A 15,024-nucleotide genomic window follows, 5' to 3' on the forward strand; every position below is an offset into this window, starting at 1 on the left:
CAAAACCCGTTGAAACCCATGAAAAAACCGGCCGCCCGAGGGCGACCGGTCATCAGGTCGAAAATACCCGATACGATCCGGGATCAGACCGAGTAGTACATGTCGAACTCGACCGGGTGCGGCGACATTTCGAAGCGCAGCACTTCTTCCATCTTCAGTTCGATGTAGGCGTCGAGCTGGTCGTCGTCGAACACGCCGCCGGCGGTCAGGAACTCGCGATCCTTGTCGAGGCTCTCGAGCGCTTCACGCAGCGAGGTCGCAACGGTCGGGATTTCCTTCAGCTCTTCGGCCGGCAGGTCGTAGAGGTCCTTGTCCATGGCATCGCCGGGGTGCAGCTTGTTCTTGATGCCGTCGAGGCCGGCCATCATCAGTGCTGCGAAGGCGAGGTAGGGGTTGGCGCCCGGATCGGGGAAACGGACTTCAACGCGCTTGGCCTTCGGCGAGGAGCCGAACGGGATACGGCAGGATGCCGAACGGTTGCGGGCGGAATAGGCCAGCAGAACCGGAGCCTCGAAGCCCGGGACCAGACGCTTGTAGGAGTTGGTCAGCGGGTTGGTGAAGGCGTTGATGGCCTTGGCGTGCTTGATGATGCCGCCGATGTAGTACAGGCAGGTTTCCGACAGACCGGCATATTCATCACCGGCAAAGGTCGGCTTGCCGTCTTTCCAGATCGACTGGTGAACGTGCATGCCCGAGCCGTTGTCGCCGTAAACCGGCTTCGGCATGAAGGTCGCGGTCTTGCCATAAGCATGGGCAACCTGGTGAACGCCGTACTTGTAGATCTGGGTTTTGTCGGCCATGCGCGTCAGCGTGTCGAACACCATGCAGAGTTCATGCTGGGCGGATGCCACTTCGTGGTGATGCTTTTCAACGGTGATACCCATTTCGGCCAGAACCGTCAGCATTTCCGAGCGCATGTCCTGGACGCTGTCGACCGGGGGAACCGGGAAGTAACCGCCCTTGGTGCGGGGACGGTGGCCCATATTGCCGGTTTCATATTCGGTGAAGGCGTTCGACGGCAGTTCGGTGCTGTCGAGCTGGAAACCGGTGTTGTAGGGCTCGGCGGAGAAGCGAACGTCGTCGAAGACGAAGAATTCGGGCTCGGGACCGAAGAAGGTGGTGTCGCCGATACCGGTCGACTTCAGGTAGGCTTCGGCCTTCTTGGCCGTGCCGCGCGGGTCGCGGTTATAGGCTTCGCCGGACAGCGGCTCGAGAACGTCGCAGAAAACAGCCATGGTGGACTGTGCGAAGAAGGGGTCCATGTGGGCCGTCGCGGTGTCGGGCATGAGAACCATGTCGGACTCGTTGATGGCTTTCCAGCCGGCAATCGACGAACCGTCGAACATGATGCCGTCGGCGAACATGTCTTCATCGACAGCCGAAACGTCCATCGTCACGTGCTGCAGCTTACCCTTGGGATCGGTAAACCGCAGATCGACGAATTTGACGTCGTTGTCTTTGATTTGTTTCATAATTTCAGCAGCTGTCGTCATTTAACGTTTTCCTTGCATAAGAAGATGACGATAGGGATTCCCCGACTTTTCGGACGAAAAGAGGAGGGATGGATCAGATGGCGTCAACGCCGGTTTCGCCGGTGCGGATGCGCACGACGCCCTCGACATTGGAAACGAAGATTTTTCCGTCGCCGATGCGCCCGGTCTGCGCGGCATTGCGGATGGCATCGATGACGGCATCCACATTGTCGTCTGCCAGCACGACTTCGACTTTGACTTTGGGAAGAAAGTCGACGACGTACTCGGCGCCACGGTAAAGTTCCGTGTGACCCTTCTGGCGCCCGAAGCCTTTCGCCTCTGTGACAGTGATGCCCTGCAGGCCGACTTCCTGAAGGGCTTCCTTCACTTCGTCGAGCTTGAAAGGCTTGATGATCGCTTCGATCTTTTTCATGAGAAAATTGCTCTCCGCTTCTCCCGTTGGAACAGGCGTTGGCCCGCTCGGAACTTCAGATGCACATTGCATGCCAACTCGATAGAATTCCTTATAAAAGATGTCAAAATGAAAGTCATTTTTCCGAATGCCGCGATGACATGCCTGTGCGTCGGAATTCAGGTTTGGCCAAAAGGCCGGGTTGCGTCAAGGCCGTTGCATTCCATTCACCGACACTGCCTTATGCTTGGCGTTTAAGCAGTCAATAATGTTCAAATTATAGGCAATTGCTTACTGGATGAACAAAGCCGATCCGCACTTGCGCTGCCTTCCGGTTTGGCGTTCTACTCGTCCGCAACACACGGAGGTCGAAAAATGCTGCTTCTGACACCGGAAGAGATGGGCAATGCCGACAGGCTGGCGGCGGCAAATGGGATCGACAGCTATGGACTGATGATCAAGGCCGGTCATGCCGTTTCGGCCGCCTTCCTGCGGCTGTTTCCCGGCGCCTCGCGGGCAACGGTTTTCTGCGGGCCGGGCAATAATGGCGGCGACGGCTATGTCGCTGCCGAGGCCCTGAAGGCGGCCGGTGTGCCGGTGGCGATCTTTCATCTTGGCGATCCCGAAAAGCTTGCGGGCGATGCCCGTCGCGCCCGGGCCGATTGCGCCATCGAAAGCCGGCCGATGCCGGACTATCGGCCTTATCCTGGTGAGGTGGTTATCGATGCGCTGTTCGGCGCGGGTTTGCAGCGCCCCCTGTCAGACAATCTCTGTGAAATCATCGAAGCCGTCACCGATGCCGCCGTTCCCGTGATTGCGGTCGATCTGCCCTCAGGCGTCAGCGGGCTCACCGGTCAGGTGCTTGGCGGCGCGTTTCGGGCTGCGCATACCGTCACCTTCATGCGGGCCAAACCCGGTCATTATCTTTTGTCGGGGCGGGCACATTGCGGCAGTCTGGAGGTGTTCGATATCGGCATCCCGCAACGCATTCTGGCAGAGGCGGGCGGTCAGCATTGTCTGAACACGCCGGCGCTTTTCAAGGCCAGCCTGCCGGCGCTTTCAGCGTCTTCGCACAAGTTCCGGCGGGGCCATCTCGGGGTGTTCAGCGGCGGTCCTTCGGCCACCGGGGCCGCACGGCTTTCGGCGATGGCCGGGCTCAGGGCCGGCGCCGGACTGGTTACGCTGGCCGTACCCTCCAATGCCGCGCTTGTGGCCGCAACCCATCTCACCGCCGTCATGATGAAACCGGTTTCCGACGTGGCTGCGCTTGAAGACTGGCTTGCCGACAAGCGCCTGTCCGCCTTTGTGCTGGGGCCCGGTTTCGGCGTCGGGGAAAAGGCGCGCACCTTCGTTGAAGTCCTTGCCGCACGGCCGTTGGTGCTCGATGCCGACGGCATCACATCCTTTGCCGAAGCGCCCGAACAGCTGTTTGACCTTCTGGCCGGGGCGGAGCCGCATTGCGTTTTGACGCCGCATGAGGGCGAATTCGCGCGGCTCTTTCCCGATATCGCGGAGGACGACACCCTCGGAAAGCCGGAAAAGGCAAGCCGCGCGGCCAGACGCGCCAATGCCGTCGTGCTTTACAAGGGCGCCGATACCGTGATCGCCGCGCCCGACGGCCGGATTGCGATCAATGCGGATGCGCCGCCATGGCTGGCGACCGCCGGTTCGGGAGACGTGCTTGCCGGCATTATCGGCGGGCTTCTGGCGCAGGGCATGCCGACCTTCGAAGCGGCTGCAGCCGGTGCCTGGCTTCACGGGGATGCGGCAAATCGGGCAGGCGAGGGACTGACGGCCGAGGACCTGCCCGGCCACCTGCCGCGCTTCAGCGCGATCAGCTGAATTTCTGCTGCAAGGCCATGGCGCCGGCTGGCGCGCGGACCTTGCCATTGGTGATGAAGAAGGCATAGACGTCGCGCGACGTCTTCTTCTGCGCAGTGTCATCGAGGCGCGGCAGGTCGTCCGGCGTGCCGCCTTCGGCCCAGGAACGCAGGCGCCCGGCCCAGACATCCATATCCGCATCACGATAGCAGTGCGGATTCTCATCCGCGCCCTTCTGCAGGCGGGTATAGACGAAATCGCCGGTAACATCAGCAATCATCGGATATTCCGGATGATCCGCACAGACGATCGTTGCGCCATAGCGGCGCACCAGCCCGACAAAATCCGGCGTCAGAAAGGAAGGGTGCCGGACTTCAATTGCGTGAGAAAGCTTAATGCCGTCACGTGTTTGCGGCAGCAACCTCAGAAAGTCCTCAAAGTCGTCCGGCTCGAACTTCTTTGTCGGCATGAACTGCCACAGGATCGGCCCGAGCCTGTCGCCCAGTTCGGTGATGCCCTGACCGAGAAACTTTTCTATCGAACCTTCCGCCTCCGCCAGCTTCTTGCGGTTGGTGCAGTAGCGGCTGGCCTTCAGGGAGAACACGAAACCATCCGGCACGCTTGCCGCCCACTTGGCGAAAGTGGCGGGTTTCTGAGAGGAATAATAGGTACCGTTCACCTCAATGACCCGAAGCTGACCGGCGGCATATTCCAGCTGCCGGGTTTTCGGCAGCTTGTCGGGATAAAAGGATTCATTCCACGGATCGAAGGTCCATCCGCCGATTCCGACGCGCACTGTTCCTGTCTTTGACATTATGTTCCCCCAAAGCTGGCAGTCAGTCGACCGGCATTGTCATATCGACGATCGTGAATTGCGGTCGTTTCGGATTGGGCCGACGGCCTGTTTCCGTGAACCCGAAACGCTTGTAAAGCGCGATATTCCGCGTCATCAGCGCATTGGTATAGAGCCGGATCTCTCCAAGGCCCTCCTCTCTGGCCCGCGCCTTCAGCCACCGGAGCATGGCAAGTCCGTAGCCTTCGCCCTGATGTGAAGGCGACACCGCGATGCTGAACAGCATCAGATGGTCAGCGTGCCGTTCAACCACGCAAAGCCCCGCCGGGTCGGGACCGTCCCCGAACAGCCAGACCTCGCCGCGCGCAATGCGTGGCCCGTAATCCTCGCTCATCGGAAGCGGCGGATGACCGAGCACCGGAAGATAGACGGCATAGGCCGCTTCCGTCAGCCGCTCGACGGACTTTATATCGGAAAGCCGGGCCTGACGCGGCGGCATCATTCCGCAGCTTCGGTCTTTTTCGGCGGCCGCCTTTCCAGAAGCTCCTGCAGATAGTGCCCTGTGTAGGAGCGTTTTTCCTTCACGATATCCTCGGGCGTGCCGGTCGCAACGATTTCGCCGCCGCCATCGCCGCCCTCGGGACCGATATCGATCACCCAGTCAGCCGTCTTGATTACTTCGAGATTGTGCTCGATCACGACAACCGAATTGCCCTGTTCCACAAGCTTGTGCAGCACATCGAGCAGCCTGTCGACATCCTGGAAATGCAGGCCGGTGGTCGGCTCGTCGAGAATATAAAGCGTCTTGCCGGTCGAGCGCCGCGACAGCTCCTTGGCGAGCTTGACGCGCTGGGCCTCGCCGCCGGACAGCGTATTGGCCTGCTGGCCGACCTTGATATAGCCAAGCCCGACATCCTGCAGCGTTTGCAGCTTGTCGCGCACCGACGGCACGGCGGAGAAGAACTCCACGCCTTCCTCGACCGTCAGTTCGAGAATATCGGCGATCGACTTGCCCTTGAAATGAACTTCCAGCGTTTCGCGATTATAGCGCTGGCCGTGGCAGACGTCGCAGGTGACGTAGACATCGGGCAGGAAGTGCATCTCGATCTTGATCAGCCCGTCGCCCTGGCAGGCCTCGCAGCGCCCGCCCTTGACGTTGAACGAAAAACGCCCCGGCTGATAGCCGCGGGCCTTGGCCTCCGGCAGGCCGGCGAACCATTCGCGGATCGGCGTGAAGGCGCCGATATAGGTCGCCGGATTGGAGCGCGGCGTGCGGCCGATCGGCGACTGGTCGATATCGATCACCTTGTCGATGAACTCCAGCCCCTCGATACGATCATGCGGCGCCGGATTTTCACGTGCGCCCATGATCCGCCGCGCGGCCGACTTGTAGAGCGTTTCAATCAGAAAGGTCGACTTGCCGCCGCCGGAAACGCCGGTGACTGCGGTGAATACGCCGAGCGGAATGGTTTCCGTGATGTTCTTCAGATTGTTGCCGCGGGCGCCGACAACCTTCAGCGCCTTGCCCTTTTTCGGCTTGCGTCGTTCGGCCGGCACGGCAACGGCGCGCGCGCCGGTCAGATATTGCCCAGTCAGCGATTTCGGATTGGCCATGATTGCCGATGGCGGCCCTTCGGCGATCACCTCGCCGCCATGAATGCCGGCGGCCGGGCCGATGTCGAGCACATAGTCTGCCGCAAGAATCGCGTCCTCGTCATGCTCGACGACGATTACCGTATTGCCGATATCGCGCAGATGCTGCAGCGTTTCCAGAAGCCGGGTGTTGTCGCGCTGGTGCAGGCCGATGGACGGCTCATCGAGCACATAGAGCACACCGGTAAGCCCGGAGCCGATCTGGGATGCCAGCCGGATGCGCTGGCTCTCGCCGCCGGAAAGCGTGCCGGAATTGCGCGACAGCGTCAGATATTCAAGGCCGACATCGTTGAGAAAGCGCAGCCGCTCGTTGATTTCCTTGAGGATGCGCACCGCAATGTCATTCTGCTTTTGCGAAAAATGCTCGGGCAGGTTTTCGAACCAGTCGCGCGCGGCGCTGATCGACATTTCGCTGACATGACCGATGTGGCGGTTATCGATCTTGACGGCAAGCGCCTCGGGTTTCAGGCGGTAACCGTTGCAGGCCGGGCAGGGGGCGGCCGACATATAGCGCTCGATTTCCTCGCGCGCCCAGGCCGAATCCGTTTCCTTCCAGCGCCGTTCGAGGTTCGGCATGATGCCCTCGAAGGTCTTGGTGGTCTTGTAGGAGCGCGCACCATCGGCATAGTGGAACTCGATCTTTTCATCCGTGCCGTTCAGGATCGCGTCGGTTGCCGTCTTTGGCAGCTTGTCCCAGCGGTCGGTCATCTTGAAACCGAAATGCCCGGCGATCGCCTCGAGCGTCTGCTTGTAATAGGGCGACGAGGACTTGGCCCAGGGCGCAATCGCGCCATCGGAGAGCTTCTTCGCGCGGTCCGGCACGACAAGCCCCTCGTCAATCTTCTGCTGGAACCCGAGCCCGTCACAGGTCGGGCAAGCGCCAACGGGATTGTTGAATGAAAACAGGCGCGGTTCGATCTCGGAGATCGTGAACCCCGAAACCGGACAGGCGAATTTCTCCGAAAAAACAAGTCTCTCGTGGGTTTCGTTGAGAGATTTGTTCTTTGAGCCGCCGGCCGCGGTTTCACCTTCCGGCAGCGGCTTGTCGGCAAATTCGGCAATGGCGAGGCCATCGGCAAGCTGCAGGCAGGTCTCCAGACTGTCGGCAAGCCGGGTGGCAAGATCGGCGCGCACGGCAACGCGGTCGACCACGATATCGATATCGTGCTTGTATTTCTTGTCGAGCTTCGGCGCCTCGGCGATCTCGTAGAACGTGCCGTCAATCTTTACGCGCTGAAAGCCCTTTTTCATCAGCTCCGCCAGTTCCTTGCGGAATTCGCCCTTGCGGCCGCGCACCAGCGGCGCCAGCAGATAGAGCCGCGTGCGTTCTTCCAGCGCCAGAATGCGGTCGACCATCTGGGTCACCGTCTGACTTTCGATCGGAAGGCCGGTCGTCGGTGAATAGGGCACGCCGGTGCGCGCAAACAGCAGGCGCATATAGTCGTAGATCTCGGTGACCGTGCCGACGGTCGAACGCGGGTTCTTCGAGGTCGTCTTCTGCTCGATGGAAATGGCGGGCGACAGACCGTCGATCCGGTCGACATCCGGCTTTTCCATCATTTCGAGGAACTGGCGCGCATAGGCCGACAGGCTTTCCACATAGCGGCGCTGCCCCTCGGCATAGATCGTATCGAAAGCCAGCGACGACTTGCCCGAGCCCGAAAGCCCGGTCATCACGATCAGCGAATTGCGCGGAAGGTCGACATCGACGCCCTTCAGATTGTGCTGGCGGGCACCGCGAATGGAGATATTTTTGAGTTCGCTCATAGCTTTCGGCTTCTCGGCAAGGGAAAATCGGTTCTTATGTAGTTCGCAGGAGCTGGCTGTCGAGGTTTTAATGAATTACGGCGCCGGAAATGAATCGGTTGACGGGATCATAGCAGCGATATAGAACAAATAAAGAACATTTTAATTGTGGATTTCATGCCCGCGATTGGTCGTCACGCGGCGGATCGTCTATGCTGGCCCGAAATTCTTACAAGAGCCGCTTTCGCGGCCAAAGCAGGTGGTTTCATGGCAGGTAGTGTAAACAAGGTCATCCTCGTCGGCAATCTCGGTGCTGACCCGGAAATCCGGCGGACCCAGGACGGCAGGCCGATTGCCAATCTGCGGGTGGCGACATCGGAAAGCTGGCGCGACCGCAATTCCGGCGAGCGCAAGGAGCGCACGGAGTGGCATCGGGTCGTGATCTTCAGCGAAGGCCTGTGCAAGGTCGCCGAGCAGTTTTTGCGCAAGGGGTCCAAGGTGTATATCGAGGGCCAGCTGCAGACCCGTAAATGGACCGACCAGAGCGGCCAGGACCGGTATTCGACCGAGATCGTTCTGCAGGGCTTCAATTCCACGCTGACCATGCTCGACGGGCGCGGCGAAGGCGGCGGCCAGGGTGGCGGCGGCAACTTCGGCGGTGGTCAGGGCGGCGGCTATGACGACTATGGCTCCCAGCCGGCGTCCGGTGGTGGCGGTAGCCGCAGCGGCGGTGGCGGCGGCGGTTTCTCGCAGGATCTGGACGACGACATTCCGTTTTGATCTCGGGGTGGTGGAAGGGCCTCAACGCATAGGGCGGAAGAGGTCTGTTTCCCGATTGCCGCACGTTCGGTGCCTTGAACCGGCGCGTCCCCTGATCGGGCCGCGCCGCTTTATTTTCATGTCGCAGCCGCTGTCAGGTTGAAGGCGGTCTGCATGCCGTCGATGACGAATTGCACGGCCAGCGCCGTTAGCATCATCCCCAGAATGCGGGTCAGGATATTGCGGCCGGTTTCGCCCAGAAACCGGTCGATCAGGCCGGCCGTCAGCATGGCGCCCAGCACCACCAGCGAGGCGACGAGGATCACGAACACCAGCGCCAGCTTGTCCAGCACCGTTTCCATTTTCGAGCCCAGCAGGATGGTGGCCGAGATTGCGCCGGGACCGGCAATCAGCGGCATGGCCAGCGGAAAGGCGGCAAGATGGGCGATATTGTCCTTGGTGATCGCGGTTTCGGTGGTCTTTTCCTTGCGCTCCTGACGCTTCTCGAAAATCATCTCGCAGCCGATCCAGAACAGCAGGATGCCGCCGGCAATCCTGAAGGCGCTCATCGAAATGCCGAGCGCGCCAAGAATACGGTCGCCGATGAGCGCGAAGGCAACGAGCAGGCAGAACGAAATCAGCGCGCCGCGCACGGCAACCCGGCGGCGCTGGCCGCGGGTCATGCCCACCGTCAGCGCCAGGAAGATCGGCACCATGCCGGGCGGGTCCATCGTCACCATCAAGGTGGTGAAGCCGCTCAGAAGTGTTCCCACTTCATTCATCGATTTTTCCCGGTTCTGCTGGTTTCAAAAACATCGGGAACGCCAATATTCATTTAAAATCCGGGGCGTTGCGCCTTCTGTTTTGCCACCCTGCCACAACTATGCCGTCAAATACGAATTAATTTTGTTTAAAGCCCTGTCTCCCGCCGCCAGACGGCCTGCAAAATTGGCGTTCGGGACCGGATTCGGCTATAAACACGCGATATGATTCTAGCTTGAGATCGTGATTCATTTTGACTGATCAAACGACACCATCGGGCGGGAGCCTCCCGCCGGGCATCGAGCCCATTTCCATCGTGGAAGAAATGCAGCGTTCCTATCTCGATTACGCCATGAGCGTGATCGTCAGCCGTGCGTTGCCGGATGTGCGTGACGGGCTGAAACCGGTTCATCGGCGCATTCTCTACGGCATGTCCGAGCTCGGCGTTGACTGGAACAAGAAGTACATGAAGTGCGCCCGTATCACCGGCGACGTCATGGGTAAGTTTCACCCGCACGGCAATGCCGCGATCTACGACGCGCTGGCGCGTATGGCGCAGGACTGGTCGCTGCGCCTGCCGCTGATCGACGGGCAGGGCAATTTCGGCTCTGTCGACGGCGACCCGCCGGCGGCCGAACGCTATACCGAGTGCCGGCTGCAGAAAGTCGCGCATACCATGCTCGACGATCTCGACAAGGAGACCGTCGACTTCCGCGAGAACTATGACGGCACGCTGTCGGAGCCGGTCGTGCTGCCGGCGAAGTTCCCGAACCTGCTGGTCAATGGCGCAGGCGGCATCGCCGTCGGCATGGCGACCAATATCCCGACCCATAATCTCGGCGAGGTTATCGACGGCGCGATTGCGGTCATGGAAAACCCGGCGATCGAACTGCCGGAACTGATGCAGATCATTCCGGGGCCCGACTTCCCAACCGGGGCGCAGATCCTCGGTCGCGCCGGAATCAAGTCGGCTTACGAGACCGGGCGCGGTTCGGTCATCATGCGCGGGCGGGCCACCATCGAGCCGATGCGCGGCGACCGCGAGCAGATCATCATCACCGAAATTCCCTATCAGGTGAACAAGGCGACGATGATCGAGAAAATGGCCGATCTGGTGCGTGAAAAGCGCATCGAGGGCATCTCCGACCTGCGTGACGAGTCCGACCGCGAAGGCTACCGCGTCGTTGTCGAGCTGAAGCGCGACGCCAATGCCGATGTCATCCTCAACCAGCTTTATCGCTATACCCCGCTGCAGACCTCGTTCGGCTGCAACATGGTGGCGCTGAACGGCGGCAAGCCGGAACAGATGAACCTGCTCGACATTCTGAAGGCCTTTGTCGCCTTCCGCGAGAATGTCGTCAGCCGCCGCACCAAATATCTGCTGCGCAAGGCGCGTGAACGCGCTCATGTGCTGGTCGGTCTTGCGATCGCGGTTGCCAATATCGACGAGATCATCAGCCTGATCCGTCGCGCGCCCGATCCGCAGACGGCCCGAGAGCAGCTGATGGAGCGCCACTGGCCGGCACAGGATGTCGAGGCGCTGATCCTGCTGATCGACGACCCGCGTCACAAGATCGGCGAAGACGGCACCTATCAGCTGTCCGAAGAACAGGCCCGGGCCATTCTGGAACTGCGCCTGTCGCGCCTGACGGCCCTTGGCCGTGACGAAATCGGCGACGAACTCAACAAGATCGGCGACGAGATCAAGTCCTATCTTGAAATCCTGTCTTCGCGTGTGCGGATCCAGGAAATCATCAAGGAAGAAATGGTCGCCGTGCGCGATGAATTCGGCACGCCGCGCCGCACCGAAATCCTCGAGGGCGGCCCCGATATGGACGATGAGGACCTCATCGCCCGCGAGGATATGGTCGTCACCGTTTCGCGCAACGGCTACATCAAGCGTGTGCCGCTCAATACCTACCGCGCCCAGCGGCGTGGCGGTAAGGGGCGCGCCGGCATGGCAATGCGCGACGAGGATTTCGTGACCCGCGTGTTCGTGGCCAACACCCACACGCCGGTGCTGTTCTTCTCCTCGCGCGGCATTGTCTACAAGGAAAAGGTCTGGCGTCTGCCGATCGGCACGCCGCAATCGCGCGGCAAGGCACTGATCAACATGCTGCCGTTGCAGCAGGGCGAGGCGATCACCTCCATTCTGGCGCTGCCGGAGGATGAGGACAGCTGGTCCGAACTCGACGTGATGTTCGCCACCACGCGCGGAACCGTGCGCCGCAACAAGCTGTCGGATTTCGTGCAGGTGAACCGCAACGGCAAGATCGCGATGAAGCTCGACGACGAGAATGATCGCATCCTGTCGGTCTGGACCTGTACGCCGGATGACGACGTGCTGCTGACGACGGCGATGGGCCAGGCGATCCGCTTCCCTGTTCCCACCATCCGCGTCTTTGCCGGCCGCAATTCGATCGGCGTGCGCGGCATCGGCCTTGCGGAAGGCGACGAGGTGATCTCGATGACCATCGTCAGCCATGTCGATGCCGAACCGTGGGAACGTGCCGCCTATCTCAAGCGCGCCGCGCTCGAGCGCCGCTCGGAAACCGGGGAGGGCGAGGATATCGCCCTTGTCGGCGAGGAGGTCTCGGAAGAGGGCACGCTGGGCGATGAACGGTTCGAGGAACTGAAATTCCACGAGCAGTTCATTCTGACGGTCACGGAAAAGGGCTTCGGCAAGCGCTCGTCGTCCTATGATTTCCGGATTTCCGGCCGTGGCGGCAAGGGCATCCGCGCTACCGACACGTCGAAGACCGATGAAATCGGCCGGTTGGTCGCAGCCTTCCCGGTTCTCGACCGTGATCAGCTCATGCTGGTGACCAATGCCGGACAGCTGATCCGCGTGCCGGTGGACGATATCCGTATCGCCAGCCGCGCCACCAAGGGTGTCACCGTCTTCAAGACCGGCGCCGACGAAAAGGTGGTGTCCGTCGAGGTCATCAGCGAACCGGAGGAGGCTGAACCCGTTGAAGACGGTGAAGAGGTCGCCACCGACGCACCTGCCGCAGAGGCTGGCGAGGGCGACGGCGAGGTCTGATCATCAGTCTCATACATACAATAAAGGAAGCCGGGCCGTTGTGCCCGGCTTCTGCGTGAGCGGAGCACTTTGGAGAAGGACACCAGCATGACACAGGAATCGGCGGCCAAGTTCGATCAATCGCGCGCCGGCGAATATGCCCGCCAGAGCCGTATCGGGCTGGCCGGTTATGACGCCTGCCATGAACTCTCCGCCTGCATGCTGTCGGCGGCAATAGGCGCGGGGCACGCGGCCAGGGTGCTCGTGGTTGGCGCAGGCGGAACGGCTGGCGAGATCATCGCCGCGGCAAATCTTGAGCCGCAATGGCATTTTGTGGCCATCGATCCGTCGGAGCCCATGCTCGACCTTGCGCGCACGCATATCAAAGACGCCGGCCTGTCGGTACGGGTCGAGACCGTTCTCGGAGCGGTTTCTGACATTGATCCGGATACGCCGTTTGATGCGGCGATCATGATCGGCGTTCTGCATCATTTGCCGGGCGATACCGCCAAAAAGGATATCCTGGCGCAAATTTCCACGCGTCTGAAACCCGGCGCGCCACTGGTCGTTGCCGGCAATTACCGCACTTACGCTTCCGAACCCCTGCTGATGGCGGCATGGGCGAACCGCTGGCGCATGCATGGTGCTGCCGATGACGAAGTGCAGGCCAAGATGGGCAGGCTGATGCAGGGCGCCGAACCGCCGCCGTCGGAGGACGCGGTGTTTTCGCTGCTGGCAGATGCGGGGTTCGTCAGTCCTGTCCGCTTCTTTGCCAGCCTCTTCTGGGGCGCCTGGCTGGCGCGCCGCAATGATATCGACGGTCGGGATCGCGGCTGAACCGTTTTTAAGCGGCTTGCGGCCTGCCACATTCCATGACAAAAGGCCGGGACCGAAACCGAGGCGCGACGAATGGCAACGGCATTTTACCCCGGCTCTTTCGACCCGATGACCAATGGCCACCTTGATGTGGTGCTGCAGGCGCTCAACATTGCCGACAGGCTTGTGCTGGCAATCGGCATCAATGCCGGAAAGAAGCCGCTGTTTGAATTCGAGGAGCGCGCGGCATTTCTGCAGCGCGCCGTGGCCGAGCACCTTCCGCACCGCAGCGGCGATGTTTCCGTGGTGGCCTTTACCGGGCTTGCCATCGATGCTGCACGGGAAAACGGCGCAGGCATGATCATTCGCGGACTGCGCGATTCCACGGATTTTGCCTATGAGATGCAGATGGCCGGGATGAACCAGACCATGGCGCCGGACGTGCAGACCGTATTTTTGCCGGCAATGGCACTTTCCCGTCCGATATCGGCCACATTGGTGCGGCAGGTCGCTGCCATGGGCGGCGACGTGGAACGCTTTGTGCCGGATTATGTGGCAACCGCGCTGAAGGCAAAATTCCCGCGCTAGAGCCCGGGTGAGAAAATGATTTTCAAGGAGAACATCATGAGGAAGACCATAGCAGGACTGGCTGCCGCCACGATGATGATGACGGCGTCGATTGCCGGCATGGCCCAGGCCCAGGACGGTGAAGACCTTCTGACGCTCAACACCACGGAAGGCCCGGTCGTCATCGAGCTTTTCGACGAGGACGCGCCGCAGAATGTCGCCCGCGTCAAGGCGCTTGCCGCAGACGGCGCCTATGACAATGTGGTGTTTCACCGTGTGATCGACGGCTTCATGGCCCAGACCGGCGATGTCCAGTTCGGCGATACCGAAAACGGCTATAACGCCAGCCGCACCGGCATGGGCGGTTCGGATATGCCCGATCTGCCGGCAGAATTCTCCGAAATTCCGTTCAAGCGCGGCGTGGTCGGCATGGCCCGCTCGCAGAACCCCGATTCCGCAAATTCGCAGTTCTTCATCATGTTCGACGATGCTCCGCATCTCAACGGCCAGTACACCGTTATCGGCGAAGTCGTTGAGGGTATGGACAATGTCGACAAGATCAAGAAGGGCGATCCGGCGCAGAACGGCAAGGTCAGCGATCCCGACCGGATCCTGAGCGCCACTGTCAGCCAGTAACCCTCCTCCCATTTCGACCAAGCTCAGCCACAGGAGAACCAGATGGCCGAAATCAAAGATCCGGAAAACACCTTCATCATGGAGACGACCAAGGGAAAGGTCGTTATCGAAGCGTTTCCGAATGTTGCCCCCAAACATGTTGATCGCATTCGCGAACTGACCCGCGAGGGCGCCTATGACGGCGTCGTCTTCCACCGCGTCATTTCCGACTTCATGGCCCAGGGCGGCGACGTGAAGCATGGCAAGAAGGGCTCCGACAGCTTCAATCCCGGTCGCGCGGGAACCGGCGCCTCGGACAAGCCCGACCTTCCGGCCGAGTTTTCGTCGGTGCGCCACATTCGCGGCACCTGCTCTATGGCGCGTTCGCAGAACCCGAACTCGGCCAACTCCCAGTTCTTCATCTGCTTCACCGATGCCCCCTGGCTGGACAAGCAGTACACCGTCTGGGGTCAGGTCATCGAAGGCATGGACGCCGTCGACGCCTTCGAACGCGGCGAGCCCGTGCGCGAGCCCGACCACATCATCACGATGAAGGTTGCCGCGGACGCCTGAGCCTTAAGGGGCC

At 60.9% G+C, this 15,024-nt stretch carries 13 protein-coding genes; 7 read left to right on the forward strand and 6 right to left on the reverse strand.

Features of this window, described 5'->3' with window-relative positions; all coding sequences use genetic code 11:
• Positions 1 to 83: 83 nt before the first annotated feature.
• Complete coding sequence (gene glnA / locus ACHZCU_RS18500; RefSeq protein ID WP_319520023.1) at positions 84 to 1,493, reverse strand: type I glutamate--ammonia ligase; 1,410 nt, start codon at positions 1,491 to 1,493, stop codon at positions 84 to 86.
• A gap of 73 nt (positions 1,494 to 1,566) precedes the next feature.
• Positions 1,567 to 1,905 (reverse strand): P-II family nitrogen regulator, encoded by a 339-nt coding sequence (locus tag ACHZCU_RS18505; protein WP_024707846.1) that lies wholly within the window; start codon positions 1,903 to 1,905, stop codon positions 1,567 to 1,569.
• A gap of 354 nt (positions 1,906 to 2,259) precedes the next feature.
• Between ACHZCU_RS18505 and ACHZCU_RS18510 the strand changes: the two genes are divergently transcribed.
• Positions 2,260 to 3,726 (forward strand): NAD(P)H-hydrate dehydratase, encoded by a 1,467-nt coding sequence (locus ACHZCU_RS18510; protein WP_319520024.1) that lies wholly within the window; start codon positions 2,260 to 2,262, stop codon positions 3,724 to 3,726.
• Here ACHZCU_RS18510 and ACHZCU_RS18515 read toward each other — a convergent pair.
• From ACHZCU_RS18515 to uvrA, 3 genes are read right to left on the reverse strand one after another with little or no spacing between them, the layout of a single operon-like run.
• On the reverse strand, positions 3,719 to 4,519 hold the full coding sequence (locus tag ACHZCU_RS18515) for a DUF72 domain-containing protein (RefSeq protein WP_319520025.1): 801 nt from the start codon (positions 4,517 to 4,519) through the stop codon (positions 3,719 to 3,721). The genes ACHZCU_RS18510 and ACHZCU_RS18515 overlap by 8 nt on opposite strands.
• Positions 4,520 to 4,541: 22 nt before the next feature.
• A complete protein-coding gene (locus tag ACHZCU_RS18520) occupies positions 4,542 to 4,997 on the reverse strand; it encodes a GNAT family N-acetyltransferase (protein ID WP_319520132.1) in 456 nt (151 codons plus the stop codon).
• Positions 4,997 to 7,918: an excinuclease ABC subunit UvrA gene (gene uvrA, locus ACHZCU_RS18525; RefSeq protein ID WP_319520026.1), complete on the reverse strand. Its 2,922-nt coding sequence runs from the start codon at positions 7,916 to 7,918 to the stop codon at positions 4,997 to 4,999. Before uvrA ends, ACHZCU_RS18520 begins: the two co-directional genes overlap by 1 nt.
• A gap of 246 nt (positions 7,919 to 8,164) precedes the next feature.
• On the opposite strand from uvrA, the gene ACHZCU_RS18530 reads away from it, so the two are divergent.
• Positions 8,165 to 8,677, forward strand: a complete 513-nt coding sequence (locus ACHZCU_RS18530) for a single-stranded DNA-binding protein (protein ID WP_106305295.1) — start codon at positions 8,165 to 8,167, stop codon at positions 8,675 to 8,677.
• 116 nt (positions 8,678 to 8,793) lie between these two features.
• On the opposite strand, the gene ACHZCU_RS18535 is transcribed toward ACHZCU_RS18530, so the two are convergent.
• On the reverse strand, positions 8,794 to 9,438 hold the full coding sequence (locus tag ACHZCU_RS18535) for a MarC family protein (RefSeq protein WP_319520027.1): 645 nt from the start codon (positions 9,436 to 9,438) through the stop codon (positions 8,794 to 8,796).
• 233 nt (positions 9,439 to 9,671) lie between these two features.
• Here ACHZCU_RS18535 and gyrA point away from each other — a divergent pair, with 233 nt between their 5' ends.
• The 5 genes from gyrA to ACHZCU_RS18560 all read left to right on the forward strand — a co-directional run bounded on the left by gyrA (position 9,672) and on the right by ACHZCU_RS18560 (position 15,011).
• Positions 9,672 to 12,461, forward strand: a complete 2,790-nt coding sequence (gyrA, locus tag ACHZCU_RS18540) for a DNA gyrase subunit A (protein WP_319520028.1) — start codon at positions 9,672 to 9,674, stop codon at positions 12,459 to 12,461.
• Between the two features lie 87 nt (positions 12,462 to 12,548).
• The gene (locus tag ACHZCU_RS18545; protein ID WP_319520029.1) at positions 12,549 to 13,277 is read left to right on the forward strand and encodes a class I SAM-dependent methyltransferase; all 729 of its coding nucleotides are present in this window, start codon (positions 12,549 to 12,551) and stop codon (positions 13,275 to 13,277) included.
• 72 nt (positions 13,278 to 13,349) lie between these two features.
• A complete protein-coding gene (gene coaD, locus ACHZCU_RS18550; RefSeq protein WP_106305306.1) occupies positions 13,350 to 13,844 on the forward strand; it encodes a pantetheine-phosphate adenylyltransferase in 495 nt (164 codons plus the stop codon).
• 36 nt (positions 13,845 to 13,880) lie between these two features.
• On the forward strand, positions 13,881 to 14,459 hold the full coding sequence (locus tag ACHZCU_RS18555) for a peptidylprolyl isomerase (protein ID WP_106306037.1): 579 nt from the start codon (positions 13,881 to 13,883) through the stop codon (positions 14,457 to 14,459).
• 42 nt (positions 14,460 to 14,501) lie between these two features.
• Positions 14,502 to 15,011, forward strand: a complete 510-nt coding sequence (locus ACHZCU_RS18560) for a peptidylprolyl isomerase (RefSeq protein ID WP_106305309.1) — start codon at positions 14,502 to 14,504, stop codon at positions 15,009 to 15,011.
• Positions 15,012 to 15,024 lie beyond the last annotated feature (13 nt).

Origin of the sequence: uncultured Martelella sp., assembly GCF_963677965.2 — a bacterium.
GTDB lineage: Bacteria > Pseudomonadota > Alphaproteobacteria > Rhizobiales > Rhizobiaceae > Martelella > Martelella mangrovi.

Excerpts from the sequence above, each read along its gene's own strand:
- glnA (WP_319520023.1), bottom strand. The coding sequence starts at position 1,493 with ATGACGACAGCTGCTGAAATTATGAAACAAATCAAAGACAACGACGTC.
- ACHZCU_RS18505 (WP_024707846.1), bottom strand. The coding sequence starts at position 1,905 with ATGAAAAAGATCGAAGCGATCATCAAGCCTTTCAAGCTCGACGAAGTG.
- ACHZCU_RS18510 (WP_319520024.1), top strand. The coding sequence starts at position 2,260 with ATGCTGCTTCTGACACCGGAAGAGATGGGCAATGCCGACAGGCTGGCG.
- ACHZCU_RS18515 (WP_319520025.1), bottom strand. The coding sequence starts at position 4,519 with ATGTCAAAGACAGGAACAGTGCGCGTCGGAATCGGCGGATGGACCTTC.
- ACHZCU_RS18520 (WP_319520132.1), bottom strand. The coding sequence starts at position 4,997 with ATGCCGCCGCGTCAGGCCCGGCTTTCCGATATAAAGTCCGTCGAGCGG.
- uvrA (WP_319520026.1), bottom strand. The coding sequence starts at position 7,918 with ATGAGCGAACTCAAAAATATCTCCATTCGCGGTGCCCGCCAGCACAAT.
- ACHZCU_RS18530 (WP_106305295.1), top strand. The coding sequence starts at position 8,165 with ATGGCAGGTAGTGTAAACAAGGTCATCCTCGTCGGCAATCTCGGTGCT.
- ACHZCU_RS18535 (WP_319520027.1), bottom strand. The coding sequence starts at position 9,438 with ATGAATGAAGTGGGAACACTTCTGAGCGGCTTCACCACCTTGATGGTG.
- ACHZCU_RS18545 (WP_319520029.1), top strand. The coding sequence starts at position 12,549 with ATGACACAGGAATCGGCGGCCAAGTTCGATCAATCGCGCGCCGGCGAA.
- coaD (WP_106305306.1), top strand. The coding sequence starts at position 13,350 with ATGGCAACGGCATTTTACCCCGGCTCTTTCGACCCGATGACCAATGGC.
- ACHZCU_RS18555 (WP_106306037.1), top strand. The coding sequence starts at position 13,881 with ATGAGGAAGACCATAGCAGGACTGGCTGCCGCCACGATGATGATGACG.
- ACHZCU_RS18560 (WP_106305309.1), top strand. The coding sequence starts at position 14,502 with ATGGCCGAAATCAAAGATCCGGAAAACACCTTCATCATGGAGACGACC.